Genomic DNA, 13914 nt, shown 5'->3' with positions numbered 1-13914 from the left:
ATAGATACATAGATTTCTTAAAGAGTTTTTCTCTGGTGATATAAAGTTCTACGCTTCTATGTGGTTTCATTTTGTGACGGTTTAAGGCTTAGTTTTTAACCACCTTAGATATCTAAAAAACTAAGTAAGGCTAGATTCATTTCGAATTATAGTCTAAGTTGAACTTAGGTGTCTAAGGTGTTGGTAAATATGTTCTACGATTTTTCAACCCCAAAAGCAGCATCTAAAATCATCTTGATTACCGCAACCGCAATCGCTAAAATTGCTGCAGAAAGAAAGCCTGTGGTATTAAATCCCGTCATCCAGCTGTCTACCAACAAAATCATCAATACCGAAATAATAAAAGAAACTAAGCCTAAGGTGAGGAAGTTGAGCGGGAAAGTAAATATCCTCAAAATTAACCCGATAGTGGCATTAGCCAAGGCAATTAAAACTGCTGCAATAATGGCGCTGCCGTAGCCATCTACTGTAACTCCAGGGACTAAATATGCGCCAAGCATCACCGCAAGGCCCATTAATAGTACTTCTAAAATTAGTTTAATCATTGTATTTTTGTTAAATGTCTAGCAAATTAACATTATTCGCTGTTTGTTGTTTACTTTTCTCTTGTTCTTTCGATAAGAAAGATGAATTAAAGATCGATTTCTCTTCAGATCGTACAGTGATCCTATTTACTGGTGTAGATGAAGTTAGCTTATTTAGGGCAAAAGAACAAAAGGATAGCTTGTCCCAAGAGCTAGTCAGCGTTTTCGAGACAGATGAAAATTCAGGAATAGAAAAACAGGTTCAAGGCAAGATCGAAACCAAAGGGGATACCTTGATTTTTGTTCCTCAACATCCCTTTGTGAAAGGTCATCGATATGAAGTTAACACCATTTTAAACAGTAGTTTTGGTAAAACCGAAGACCTCTTGAAGGCAGATATGGGCAAGACGGTAAAACGACAGGAAAAAGTATTACTTCGTTAAGCTATCTTTGTGAGATAAAAGCCTTCAAATGTCGCAGGAAAAGCCAAATGTATTTACCTCTTACCAAAAACTAGTTATTTTTCTATTAGCGGTTACACAATTTACGGTCATTTTAGATTTTATGGTGATGTCTCCTTTGGGCGATATCTTGATGAAATCGTTAAGCTTAAGCCCAAAAGATTTTGGTATTGCCGTATCTGCTTACGCTTTCAGTGCGGGCATATCTGGGCTGTTGACCGCAGGTTTTGCAGATAAGTTCGATAGAAAAAAATTACTGCTGTTCTTTTACATTGGCTTTATCTTGGGTACTGCATTTTGTGGCTTGGCGCATACCTATACACAATTGGTAGCTGCCAGAATCATCACCGGGCTTTTCGGAGGCGTCATCAGTTCCATTTCTATGGCTATTATTACCGATTTATTTAGCCTGCAGCAACGTGGTAGGGTAATGGGCTTTGTACAGATGGGCTTTGGAGCCAGTCAGGTTTTAGGCGTACCCATTGGGCTTTACCTCGCCAATATTTGGGGTTGGGAAGCACCTTTTTGGTTGGTGGTTGGTCTGGCCTTGATTATCGCATTGCTCATTGCTTTTAAATTAAAGTCGGTAAACGAACACTTAAAAATACAACGGGATAAATCTGCAATAGCGCATTTATGGCATACCGTTATCCAGAAAAAACACAGGATAGGCTTTACTTCTACTGCCCTATTGTCTATCGGAGGTTTCATGATGATGCCTTTTGGAAGCGCCTTTGCCGTTAATAATTTGGGGATTACCGAAAGCGAGTTGCCAATGTTGTTCATGGTTTCGGGAGTGAGTTCTCTGGTAATTTTACCACTGGTGGGCAGGTTGAGTGATAAAGTAAGCAAGTTCAAAATATTTGCATTTGCCTCTATTTGGATGATGTTGATGTGCGTGATCTATACCAATTTATCGGTTACGCCTTTCATTTGGGTAATGATCTTGAATGTGTTGATGATGGCTGGCATTATGAGCAGGATGATTCCTTCGCAAGCGTTAACGAGCGCCATCCCCGAACCAGCAGACCGTGGTGCTTTTATGAGCATCAATGCTTCTCTACAGCAAATTGCAGGAGGTGTTGCCGCTGCGGCCTCTGGTTTGATTGTAACGCAGCCAGGCAAAGGTCAACCCTTGGAGCATTACAATATAGTGGCTTATGTGATCGTGGTGATTACGCTGATCAGCATTTGGCTCATGTCTAGGGTGAGCAAACTGGTATCAGCAAAAGCGAGGCCCATAGCAACTGCAGCACCAAACTTGGAGCATTAATTAGCCCTTGGTTAAAATCGAAGGACGTTAAGTCGCCAACTATCCATCCCTATCATTATCCTGAATTTGAAATGTGTATACTTTTACACAACAAATTTTTTAAACCTACGTTTTTCCACACTAGCATAGTAATACTTCTTTAGCCATTGTACAATGGGCTTCAACAAGTAATCTTCGCCATCAAAACTACTGGCCAAAGAAGGCGGTAATAAATCGTAAATCGATACTCCTAAAATAGCTGCAAGCTTATACAAATGGCTTGCTTTTACTTCTGTTTCGCCACGTTCAATTTTAGAATAGGCTGCCTGCGATATATCCATGCTATAAGCAACCGCATATTGCGAAATCCTCTTGCTTTCTCTTATTATCCTAATGTTTTCTCCTATGCTTTTCATAATAAAATTTGTAACGCACAAAGTAATTCTTTGGTGCAACAACTCCAAGTTATTTAAAACAACTACAGGTTGTTGCCTCGCTTTTGGGCTCTACTCATTTTTGACCAAGCACAAATAACTGTGCGAAATCTTAAAAAATGTTTAAAAAATGAGAGACTTAAACAAACAAGAAATGATGGAAATTAGCGGTGGTGGTGTAGGTAAAAAAGTAAGAAGTGGTCATGATGGGGTCCTTGAGATGATGGGTAGTGCAATCGGTGGATTAAGTGGATGGATTTCGGGTTTGTTCAATTAAATCTAGTTGTCAAATGCGTTACCAACTCTATTACTAATTTTGGTCTAAGGGTAAAGGCTATCAACAAGCCAATTACATAAGCATAGAGGTGCAACTTGTGATTGGTTTGTTTACTATTTCTAAAAATTAATGCAACTAGAAAGAAAATTGCTAGTCCGATAAATGCAAATTCATAAGAATATCGAAAAGGAAATAATAGATAAGTTTTTGGGGCTAAATCTAATGGCAAATAGAGCATACAAAATCCCGCACTACAAAAAACTGCTCCTGAAAACCCCACAGATGTGAAAGCAATGTTCTCTTTTTGTTTTAGGCCTGTAATTAAATTGGGAAGAACGACACCGATAAAAATCACTAAAACACAGATCAATTCAATTATCCAAAAACTAAAATCATATTCCATGATGATATACTCTACATCTCTATTTATACGATAGAAGACATAAAGGTTGAAAAACAAATGCCACCATTTTTGATGCACCAAGGCGGAGGTCAAAATGGTATGTAATCGCTTTCCTCGAAAAACTTCATAAGGGTGGTAGACAAACAATTGATAAAAGCGCTTATTGTAAAAACCAATGATACTGGTTATGATCACCAATAAACAAATGCTATAGGTAAATGGCATTTCTGCGAAAGAAGGAAACATAGGTAGGGTGTAGTTTTACTAAACTAAAGAAAAATCTGAAACTGTTGTAATTTTCAAATGATAATAGAGGGATACTTTTTTCATAAAATGAAAATATAACCTGTGGTTGTTGTGACAGCATAAAGTCCCTTTTAACTTAGCATCACATACTTCTGCAGAAAATATGTATTTAATTAATAGAATTTTTAATCTTAAAATTTTTAAAAAAATTAAAAATTTAAATTTAGAGAACATTGGCGTGCAGGAATTGGACGCAAAAGAGATGAATGAAATTAATGGCGGCGCATGGTTTAAAGTTAGAGGATTATTTGGTGCTATTTTTGGAGGTAACTCTTGGGATGCCGTTGAAATTACTTTGTTCGGGATAGAACTTGTTAAGTAAATTAGTAAGCAGCCTTTGTAATTGCAGAGGCTGCGTCATTTTATATCATTGCTATGGCTAAAAATTTTATATTATTTCTTTTGCTTTCCTGCCTTTTTGTGCTAGATATTTTTGGGCAAATAAAAATTATAGATGCTATCGAGCTGTCTCCGATCCCCTCAGTAAATGTATTCGATGAGCATGGCAAGCTATTAGGAATTTCTAATGCTGATGGTGAAATCCTCTTTGAGGGTTTAAATAATGGGCAACAACTGCATCTTCAACATATCTCGTACAGTCCACAAAAAGTTTTATACTATCCAAAAACTACCATCCGGCTTTCAAATCGCATCCTTCCGTTGGCTGAAGTAGAAATAACCGCTCGTCCAAAGGAGTATGATTACTTGGTTTTAAGAGGTTATTTTCGCACCTACCAAGGCTATAATGGAGAGCCAAAATATTTTGCCGATGGAATTATAGATTATTATATTCCAAAAAATAAAAAGGATAAGGTCTCCTATGAATTAGTAGAATATAGAGTTTTTGGCAACAAGAAACTAATCAAGCAACAAAAGCTTTCATCATCCTTTTTTAACGAACCACCACGTATTCCGTCATTAAGAAAAGAGAATTTAATTCAAACCGGAAATTCAGATTATGTGTTAAAGAAAGTCTCGGAGGGAGAAACTGAGATACAGAAGAGAGGTATTGCGGTAGGTTATATGAGGTTTGTTCCACAGCGGCAATTGACCGAAATTTTTATAGATAAGATTGCACCAGATTCTGCTCGCACAAAAAAAATATTATGGTTGACAGTTAAAGCAACTAGAAATGAAAAATTGGAGATTTACAACACCCTTAAGCAAGAAGGGCACAAGATGGAAAATCTGATGTCATTTTACGAAAACAGTGCTGGCGAATATCGAACTAAGAAAACAGCGGATTATAAAAAGCTGGAATTCTTGAATGAGTTTTACGTAACGGCTAAGACGTTTGTCGACAAAAAGCAGTTGTCTCAGAAAAAAGACTTAAAACATGGAATTTTCTTGGACGAAAAATCTTCATACCATTCTGCTTACTGGAAAAACCTAAGCAATTGGAACATCCCTTCTCTAAATAATGGTATTGAAAAGGCATTGCAGGATATTTTGGAACTTTACTAAAACTAGCAAAATTCAATTGGAAGCCCCGCCATATTTACGGCAGGGCTTTTGTTTTTCCCTATAGTCGAAGTAACCTTTAAAATCTGAAAATATAACCTGTGGTTGTTGTGTGCCAATCTATTCCTATACAACTTTGTGTGCTACACCTAATCAACTATCTATGTTCTCCCTAAATGACCAACAACTGCAAAGCAGTGCGATTGTTTTCCTTTACCAAACCCGAGTGTTTAGTCAAGTGATTTACACCACCACCCTTTTAGCCATCGTAACTTTATTTGCCTCGCTACCTTTTATTTACACTACGGTAAGTGTTAAAAGCAGCGGACTGATGCAAAGCAATGTAGAAAAGATAGAGCTATATGCGCCAGTATCGGGCAAAATCACCCAAATCCGTTTAAAGGACAACCAAAAAGCTAGCAAAGGCACCTTGCTCTTGAGCATCGACCAAACATCGCCACAGCAGCAGGGAGATATTCTTGGCAAACGAAAACAAGAATTAACGGCATGGTTGGCAGATGCACAAAAAGCAACCCAATACTTGGCTTATCGAACAGCTGATTGTCCCTTGGCCACCAATTTATACTTGGCCAGTTGGCAGCAATTTAAAGAGCAGCAAAGCACCGCTTTTAATGCGCATCAACAAGCACTAAAAATATTTGAACGCTACCAAACGCTTTATCAAAAAAAGGTAGTTACGCTGAGCGAATATGAGCAATATAAATTTGATGTAGACCAACGGGCATCTGAACTGCAACTGGTGGCCAAACGCTACCAAACCCAATGGCAAACCGAAGCCAAGCAATATCAACAAGAGTTAAGCGAGTTGAACAAGCAGCAAGTACAATTGAAAGAGCAACAGGCTTTATATCAACTTAGTTCGCCAATTACGGGTTTCATACAAAACCCAACTGGCTTACAGGTAGGTTCTTTTGTGCATGCCAATCAAAAACTCTGTGAAATATCGCCAGATAGCTCGCTTGTGGCCTTCTGCTATGTGAAACCTACGGACATCGGATTGATTAAATCAGGGCAAATGGTACGCTTTCAGATCGATGCCTTCAATTACAATCAATGGGGTATGCTTACCGGTAAAGTCATAGATATTAGCGAGGATATCATACAGCAAAACCAAACCATGTACTTTAAGGTAAAGTGCAAGCTCGATAAAAATTACCTACAACTCAAAAATGGTTATAAGGGTAACGTTAAAAAAGGCATGACCCTTACCGCCAACTTTACCGTTGCCAAACGTAGCTTATTCCAATTGCTTTACGATAAAGTAGACGACTGGGTGAACCCTTCCATCATCTCTAATTAACACGCATCATGTCAGCAAAAAATATTAAACAACGCGATATCACCGATTGCGGTGCGGCCTGTTTGGCTTCTATTGCCGCCCACTATCAACTTAATATGCCCATTGCACGCATTAGGCAATATGCCGGTACCGATCAAAAAGGAACCAATGTGCTGGGCATGGTAGAAGCTGCCCAAAAGCTAGGCTTTGAGGCCAAAGGTGTAAGGGGCGCCGCCGATAGTTTGAGCAAAATACCTTTGCCTGCCATTGCTCACGTCATCATTAAACAACAATTACAGCACTATGTGGTGATTGATAAGGTGAGTAAGAAAGAAGTGCAGGTAATGGATCCTGCTGATGGCAAGATGCATCGTAAAACCTTCGACGAATTTATTGCCGAATGGACTGGCGTGTTGATTGTATTGCTCCCTTCGGAAACTTTTATCGCAAAAGATGAAAAGGTAAATGTAAAGCTGCGTTTTTGGCAATTGCTAAAACCTCATCGAAGCATTGTATTACAAGCCTTATTTGGGGCAGTGGTTTATACCATATTGGGGTTGAGCACTTCGGTTTTTGTGCAAAAAATCACCGACCATGTATTGGTAGATGGTAATCACAATTTATTGAACCTGATGAGTGTAGGCATGATACTTTTGCTGTTATTACAGCTCTTTATTGGCACTACCAAAACGATTTTTACCATGCGCACAGGGCAACAGATAGATGCCCGATTAATTTTAGGTTACTACAAGCACCTCCTGAAACTACCACAACAGTTTTTTGATACCATGCGTGTGGGAGAAATCATCTCCAGAGTTAACGATGCGGTTAAAATACGGGCCTTCATTAACGATGTTTCTATTAACCTTGCCGTAAATGTGTTCATCGTAATTTTTGCCTTTGTCCTCATGTTTACTTATTACTGGAAATTGGCTTTATTGATGCTTACGGTAATTCCGCTGTACTTGGTGATTTATATCATTACCAATCGGCTAAACAAGAAAATACAGCGCAGGCTGATGGAACAAGGAGCCGAATTGGAAGCGCAATTGGTAGAAAGTCTCAATGCCGTGGGTACCATTAAACGGTTTGGCTTGGAAGAACATACCAACTTTAAAACCGAAACACATTTTATTACCCTACTCCGTTCGGTTTACAAATCGGGCTTAAACTCCGTTTTTTCGGGTACGGCAACCGAGTTGGTAGCACGTATGTTGACCATTGTATTGCTATGGGTGGGTGCCGGCTATGCGCTCGATAACCAAATCACCGCCGGCGAGCTGTTCTCCTTTTATACCCTTATCGGCTATTTTACAGGACCAGCAGCTTCTTTGATTGGCGCTAACAAAATAATTCAAGACGCCGTAATTGCAGCCGAAAGATTGTTTGAAATTATGGACTTGGAGATAGAAAGCGATCGTGAAAATATCGATCTAACGCCAGCGCTATTGGGGAACATCCGCTTTGAAAATGTAGCATTTAGGTACGGCACCAGAGTAAATGTTTTCAACAACCTTAACCTCGAGATAAAAGTAGGGAGCTTTACGGCTATTGTTGGCGAAAGTGGTTCGGGCAAAAGCACCTTGATGTCGTTACTGCAAAATATTTATCCTATACAAAAGGGCAATATCTACATTGGTAAATATGCGATTAAACATTTGAGCAATCAGTCGTTGCGTAGCTTGCTCAGCGTAGTGCCACAACAGATCGATTTATTTGCGGGCAATGTGATAGAAAATATTGCCGTAGGCGATTATCAGCCAGATAAGCAGCGCATCGTAGATATCTGTACGCAGCTGGGCATTTTAGATTTTATAGAGAGCCTGCCCGAGGGCTTTAATACTTATTTAGGCGAAAATGGCGCCTCGCTTTCTGGTGGCCAACGGCAGCGCATTGCTATTGCAAGGGCGCTGTACCGTAAGCCCGAAATACTGATCTTGGATGAAGCCACTTCTTCGCTCGATAATGCTTCGGAGCAGTATGTGCAACGTACCATAGAGCTATTGGCACAACAGCAAAAAACGATCATCATTATTGCGCACAGGTTGAGCACCATTAAAAAAGCGGAACAAATTATCGTGTTAGACAAAGGGGAAGTGATAGAGGAAGGGAGCCACCATGAACTTCTGCAACGCAATGGGCATTACAGTAATTTATGGAAACAGCAGTTCGGTTAGCAGTAGGCTGTTAACAGTAGGCAGTTGCTTTTGTCAGACTGAGCCTGTCGAAGTCCACCCAATAACCTAAACAACCAAAAACCAACCCCCATGAAACTATTCGAATACATAGAACGCATTAATTTATTGCATAAGCTGATTAAGGAGCGCAGAACTGGATGCCCAGATAAATTTGCCCAAAAATTGGGAGTATCTACCATAAGGCTGTACCAATTGATAGAAGAATTAAAGATCATGCAAGTGCCTATCTGCTACTCTAAAAAAGACAAAACCTATTATTACCAATTTGACTATGAAATAGCTGCGCAGTTAACATTTAGACCTATTGATGCTAAAGAATTAGCAGAAATAAATGCAGGCTACCGAATTCAACCGTATGGTTTTAATAAAATTTTCAAACTATAATTTTTCTATAACAAGTGCGCCTAACTTGGTACTGTTGCAACAAAAAAGGTGATTACCGAAAAACCTTAAACAGAGTAGGTGTGAAATTTAAAATCTAAAAAATGAAAAACTTAAATTTAGAAGGCTTTGGTGTTCAAGAGATGGATGCTAAGGAGATGAGAGAAGTAGATGGGGGTGGTTTGTTGGATGTTGTTATAGGTTTCCTAGTAGACAGAGCATGGGAACATAGGCATGATATTATTGGCACACACAAGGCAATAAGTGCGGCTTATAAAAAGCATCCTGAGGCTTTCTTAAAGTAGTTATAATAATGGTGTAGATTTCCTGCACCATTATTATCGAAAAATGCGATTTTTATATGGGTAATTTAGCGATTTTACATAAGTGGATAATTAATAAAAGCTTTGCTCGACAAGTATTTATTTTCATTATTTTGAGCTACTTTTTAACGTTGTTACTACTTCCAATAACACTTAATGCTGATAGCAATGGAGGTAGAGACTTAAGTATTCTTTGGGGTAAAGAGCAAAAGCTGTTCATGTTTTTCGCAATTTTCCTATCGCCATTGATAGAAACTTTCATTTTTCAGTGGTTGGTTTATGAGCAATTAATTGCATTTTCATTTTTTAAAAAGAGGATTTATTTCATCATTTTAATTTCAGGGTTTATTTTTGGAGTAATACATAGTTTTAGTATCGAATATCAATTTTTTGCTTTTGTCTTAGGATGCTATTTATGTTTTGTTTACTATTATTTTAAAACTTATAGCAAATACGCATTTTTAGCAGTTTTTATTATTCATGCTGTAAGAAATCTATTGGTTGTACTTGGGCAATTTTATTTAAAAAGCTAATGCCAATCTCTTCCAAATTAACAAACATACTATAGATATAGAGACAGGTTTAGATTGGAGCTTAGGTCACTTCTATTCCAAAAACACCAGTAAATTAATTGGAGTAGATGTAGAACCATCCCTAACTGGTTTAAGTGTTCACTTGCGGTCATTTCAATTTAAAATTAAACCTGTGTTTGGTATTATCACAATACCACATACTATAGTTCAGAAGTTAAATCAAAATAGATGCGAAGTCAACTTTTAAGCCTATTGACGCTAAAGAATTAGTAGAAATAAATGCAGGCTACCGAATTCAAACGTATGATTTTAATAAATTTTTCAAACTATAATTTTTCTATAACAAGTGCGCCTAACTTGGTACTGTTGCAACAAAAAAGGTGTTTGCCGAAAAACATTAAACAGGGTAGGTGTGAAATTAATATTCTATAAAATGAAAAATTTAAATTTAGAAAACTTTGGTGTTCAGGAGATGGATGCTAGAGAGATGAAAGAAACTACTGGTGGTAGTTGGTTTGGTAGAAATTTCAGGGTAATACTTGGGGTAGTTGCGGCTATTGGAATCGCAATAGGATTTGCGACCCAATAATATAACTTAAAATTCAAAAGTGCAATAGGAGCAAAATTAATGCTCCATTGCCCTTTATTTTGTAAAGAAATTCCATTTAGCCTTAGATATACAATTTCAGCTATCACCAGTTTTAATAATGAATTATTAATATTTTTTGCTGAATTTATTAGGAATTACTTTTCTAAAAAAACAAAGTTGCTGATAAAGATGAATTAAGTAACATCAGAATTCTGGAAAGAATAATCTTTTATGCAGAATACGGATGAAGAAATCGATTTCTTAACTGGAAATAAAGAATCCTTTAAAAAGGAATCGGTGTTATCACGAATATATATTCTAGTCTCTAACCTATAAAATATCATGACCTTATCTAAAAATATCATCTGCTGTATCTTGATTATTGGCAGTATAAAATCCGTTGCTCAAGGCAATGCCGAAAACAAGAAAATAAAATGGGGTGTTCTTACAAAAAGTAATGTTAATTTCTTTCAAATCAGTGAGCCAACAATAGATGTGAAAACAGATCTTGGCTTTGGTTTTGGCTATATCTTTTCAACTAGCTTAAACAAGTCGATCGATATAAATTTCGAACCTCACCTCAACTTCGAGCGACATAGGTTGACTTACAATAGCAATAACTCAATAAAATTAAAAGACAAAAATATTGTTGTGCCCTTAAAATTGAGCATGAAGCTTTATCAAGAATTATCTCTAGTTGCTGGAGCAGAGTACCTGTACGTCCTAAGCAAGCAAAACGAAGAACTCAAGCTTCAAAAGAACAACTATTTGGCTTTGGTAGGTGCAAGCTATGCCATTAATTTCAAGCATTTTACAATGATACCTGAGCTTTCTTATCGTTTAGGCTTAAATAATGCACTAGCCGAAAGTCCGCTACATGATTATGAATTGAAAAGATCATCGGTATCGTTCGGGATTAAGGTTATGTAGTTTCCACAAGAGCAACAATAAACATATGACTTGCAAAACCATAACCATTCTTAAATCCTTCGTTTGCATCATGCTATTTTTCAATGCACAGCTATTTGCCCAAGACCAAAAGCTAAACTATTTGCAGGGAAAGGTTGTAGAAAAAAGCACGGGACAAGCCATCCCCTACGCCTCAGTTAGAATAAACAATTCCAGTCAAAATACTATTTCCAATATCGAAGGTGTTTTTGTGCTATCTAATAATTCAAAAACAACAGATTCAATAGCCGTTAGTGCAGTTGGATTCTCAACAGTTAAAACTGCCCTATCAGATTTAAATTCTAAGCCACAAATAGTCATTGTTTTAGAAGAAAATATTACGTTATTAAACACCGTAACCGTAACGCCTTTAAAAGCAGAAGAAATACTAAAAAATGCTATAAGAAACTCGAGTAAGAATTATAGCGCTCCATCTACGTTGAAAGGCTACTATAAAGAATTTGTCAAAAGAGACAGTCTGTTGACCAAGTATGCCGACGGAATTGTTTCCTATTTAATAAAGAGGCAAAAAAATGGGACCCCTGAAGTATCGTTAGCGGTTTCGCAATCGAGAGTTAAAGAAATTGAAATACCAGAGGAAGAGGATAAAATTAACCAACTGAACACACCGATAAAAATCAAGGGAATTGGAGAGTTTTCTGACCCAGCCAAAACTTCGCTGCTAGATAGCGCCAATTTCAAATATTATAAATATCAGTTGCTGGAAATAGAAGAAAAAGAGAAGCAGATCTATGTCATCAACTTTAGTCCTATCATTGGGAGCAAGAAATCTCTTTATACCGGTAAAATTTATATCGATAAAGAAAGTTCGCTAATTTTAGGATTGGATTATACCGTAGCACCATCATCAAGGAGTTTTCTAACGGATATAAATATTCTGGGCATCCATATAGGGGTTATCTCTCGCATGCTTTCTCTGCGGTATAAGTTAGAGAACGACCACTATCACCTGTCTTACGTGGGCCAACAATTCGGAATGAGAATTAGAAGCAAACGGATCAATCAACAAACTATTTTCAAAAGTGAATTTTGGGTTAGTAATGTGATAACTGACAATGCTTCACTTTCTAAAGAAGAGCTATACACTAAAAATTTCTTGTATAAGAGAGGCAACCAATATCAAACAGAATTTTGGAAAGACTATGCATTTATGGAGAATACAGATGAAGAAGTTGATTTCTTAGCTGGAAATAAAAAATGATTAAACCTGTGGTTGGTGTTATCCCTAACTGGTTTAAGTGTTCGCTTTTTCATCTGTCAATAAACCTAACATAAAACTGAAGATTTAGTAGGAGAAAAATTTAAAATGACTATTATTTGTTGTCGATAACAATGAAAAATGAATTGCGTAAAACTATAATACTATTTTTTGTATTGTTGTTAGTTATTTTTTGTGTAGAATGTTTATTAAGCATAAAAAAAGATAAGCATATTGAAGCTTAGCTATCTTTATTTCTGTTTTTTGGAAGATACTTCTGCTTTCTGTCTTCTACTTTTTTTATTTGAGGTTACAGCACAAGATGAGAAATAAAAAGAAATAACCTCTATGGTAACGATTAGAAGGACCTCATGGATTAATTGTGTTTCAATAATAATTCCCTATCTTTTTATTGTAGGTATTTTTCAAGTGTTTGCACATTTTTTGTTAGGGATACCAGTGGGGGATGCAGAGATCAATAGAACAAGTTGGGAAAAATTTACAATCGTTTTTTTTGGCGCTGTCGGTACCTTTTTTACAATTTGGCTATTTAGGATATATATAGATAGAGAATCTATTAAAAGCTTGGGGCTAGATTTTTTAAATATGTTTGAAAAAGAATGTCGATGGGGTATGCTTATGCCTGTATTAATCATGTCCCTTGCTTTCTTTTTGCTTCTGTTCACCAAACAAATTCAATACATTCAAATTAAGGTTTCTTTAAATGAGCTTATTTTAAACTGCGCAATCTTCATATTGGTTGCTTTTACTGAAGAATTGTTCATAAGAGGTTACATCCTAAATAATTTAATGAGCTCTATTAATAAATTTTTAGCCCTGACAATCTCTTCTATAATATTTGCAATTATGCATTTAGCTAATCCAAATATTAATTTGATTTCTTTCACTAATTTAATTTTAGCGGGCATATTATTAGGTCTGCCGTGTATATACAGGAGAAACCTATGGCCATCAATAGCATTCCATTTTAGCTGGAATTTTTTTCAGGGTTCAATTTTTGGATTTAATGTTAGTGGTCTTAACGGTTATAGCATGATAACGCAAATGAGGAAAGATGATACGATTTGGAATGGAGGCTCTTTCGGATTTGAGGGGTCTATATTATGCATAATGTTGCAAGTTTTCTGTATAATAATTTTGTATTTTTTATTTGAAAAAAGGCTAAAATTCAGAAATCCCTAACCCTAACTGGTTTAAGTGTTCGCTTGCGGTCACTTAAATCTAAAATGAAGGCTGGCGATATCATAGAAATAAGAATATGTAATTAAGCACTCAACATATGAT

At 36.8% G+C, this 13914-nt stretch carries 17 protein-coding genes; 14 read left to right on the top strand and 3 right to left on the bottom strand.

All coding sequences use genetic code 11. The annotated features are described in order from the left end of the window. Window positions 1–194: 194 nt before the first annotated feature. On the bottom strand, window positions 195–542 hold the full coding sequence (locus tag CRO54_RS17550) for a phage holin family protein (protein WP_097133786.1): 348 nt from the start codon (window positions 540–542) through the stop codon (window positions 195–197). A 17-nt stretch (window positions 543–559) separates the two neighbouring features. Here CRO54_RS17550 and CRO54_RS17545 point away from each other — a divergent pair, with 17 nt between their 5' ends. Further along, window positions 560–967: a hypothetical protein gene (locus CRO54_RS17545; protein WP_097133385.1), complete on the top strand. Its 408-nt coding sequence runs from the start codon at window positions 560–562 to the stop codon at window positions 965–967. A 28-nt stretch (window positions 968–995) separates the two neighbouring features. Continuing rightward, a complete protein-coding gene (locus CRO54_RS17540; protein ID WP_097133384.1) occupies window positions 996–2258 on the top strand; it encodes an MFS transporter in 1263 nt (420 codons plus the stop codon). Window positions 2259–2341: 83 nt separating this feature from the next. On the opposite strand, the gene CRO54_RS17535 is transcribed toward CRO54_RS17540, so the two are convergent. Further along, on the bottom strand, window positions 2342–2653 hold the full coding sequence (locus tag CRO54_RS17535) for a helix-turn-helix domain-containing protein (protein WP_097133383.1): 312 nt from the start codon (window positions 2651–2653) through the stop codon (window positions 2342–2344). 148 nt (window positions 2654–2801) lie between these two features. Between CRO54_RS17535 and CRO54_RS21270 the strand changes: the two genes are divergently transcribed. Beyond that, window positions 2802–2948: a hypothetical protein gene (locus CRO54_RS21270; RefSeq protein ID WP_171047947.1), complete on the top strand. Its 147-nt coding sequence runs from the start codon at window positions 2802–2804 to the stop codon at window positions 2946–2948. Here CRO54_RS21270 and CRO54_RS17530 read toward each other — a convergent pair. After that, window positions 2941–3576, bottom strand: coding sequence for a rhomboid family intramembrane serine protease (locus CRO54_RS17530; protein ID WP_171047948.1), 636 nt, complete (start codon window positions 3574–3576; stop codon window positions 2941–2943). The two genes, CRO54_RS21270 and CRO54_RS17530, sit on opposite strands and share 8 nt — an antisense overlap. Before the next feature lie 184 nt (window positions 3577–3760). Here CRO54_RS17530 and CRO54_RS17525 point away from each other — a divergent pair, with 184 nt between their 5' ends. The 11 genes from CRO54_RS17525 to CRO54_RS17480 all read left to right on the top strand — a co-directional run bounded on the left by CRO54_RS17525 (window position 3761) and on the right by CRO54_RS17480 (window position 13812). Then, complete coding sequence (locus tag CRO54_RS17525; protein ID WP_097133381.1) at window positions 3761–3979, top strand: hypothetical protein; 219 nt, start codon at window positions 3761–3763, stop codon at window positions 3977–3979. A gap of 53 nt (window positions 3980–4032) precedes the next feature. Continuing rightward, window positions 4033–5121, top strand: coding sequence for a peptidase associated/transthyretin-like domain-containing protein (locus CRO54_RS17520; RefSeq protein ID WP_097133380.1), 1089 nt, complete (start codon window positions 4033–4035; stop codon window positions 5119–5121). Window positions 5122–5281: 160 nt separating this feature from the next. Then, window positions 5282–6439: an HlyD family secretion protein gene (locus tag CRO54_RS17515; protein WP_097133379.1), complete on the top strand. Its 1158-nt coding sequence runs from the start codon at window positions 5282–5284 to the stop codon at window positions 6437–6439. 8 nt (window positions 6440–6447) lie between these two features. Continuing rightward, window positions 6448–8595: a peptidase domain-containing ABC transporter gene (locus CRO54_RS17510; protein ID WP_097133378.1), complete on the top strand. Its 2148-nt coding sequence runs from the start codon at window positions 6448–6450 to the stop codon at window positions 8593–8595. Window positions 8596–8685: 90 nt separating this feature from the next. Next, window positions 8686–9000, top strand: a complete 315-nt coding sequence (locus CRO54_RS17505) for a DNA-binding protein (RefSeq protein WP_097133377.1) — start codon at window positions 8686–8688, stop codon at window positions 8998–9000. A gap of 101 nt (window positions 9001–9101) precedes the next feature. Further along, window positions 9102–9302, top strand: a complete 201-nt coding sequence (locus CRO54_RS17500) for a hypothetical protein (protein WP_097133376.1) — start codon at window positions 9102–9104, stop codon at window positions 9300–9302. Window positions 9303–9358: 56 nt separating this feature from the next. Continuing rightward, window positions 9359–9853 (top strand): CPBP family glutamic-type intramembrane protease, encoded by a 495-nt coding sequence (locus CRO54_RS21760; protein ID WP_097133375.1) that lies wholly within the window; start codon window positions 9359–9361, stop codon window positions 9851–9853. A 433-nt stretch (window positions 9854–10286) separates the two neighbouring features. Further along, complete coding sequence (locus CRO54_RS21265; RefSeq protein ID WP_171047950.1) at window positions 10287–10442, top strand: hypothetical protein; 156 nt, start codon at window positions 10287–10289, stop codon at window positions 10440–10442. Window positions 10443–10784: 342 nt separating this feature from the next. Further along, on the top strand, window positions 10785–11372 hold the full coding sequence (locus CRO54_RS17490; protein ID WP_097133374.1) for a hypothetical protein: 588 nt from the start codon (window positions 10785–10787) through the stop codon (window positions 11370–11372). A 70-nt stretch (window positions 11373–11442) separates the two neighbouring features. Further along, window positions 11443–12612 carry a carboxypeptidase-like regulatory domain-containing protein gene (locus CRO54_RS17485; protein ID WP_171047951.1) on the top strand — a complete coding sequence of 390 codons (1170 nt, stop codon included), beginning with the start codon at window positions 11443–11445 and terminating at the stop codon, window positions 12610–12612. A gap of 345 nt (window positions 12613–12957) precedes the next feature. Continuing rightward, entirely contained in the window at window positions 12958–13812 is an 855-nt protein-coding gene (locus CRO54_RS17480; RefSeq protein ID WP_097133372.1) for a CPBP family intramembrane glutamic endopeptidase, read from the top strand. Window positions 13813–13914 lie beyond the last annotated feature (102 nt).

It is taken from the genome of Pedobacter xixiisoli, from assembly GCF_900215335.1.
GTDB classification, from domain to species: domain Bacteria; phylum Bacteroidota; class Bacteroidia; order Sphingobacteriales; family Sphingobacteriaceae; genus Pedobacter; species Pedobacter xixiisoli.
The sequence above is the reverse complement of the archived record's forward strand: the minus strand, read 5'-3'. Positions and strand labels throughout refer to the sequence as shown.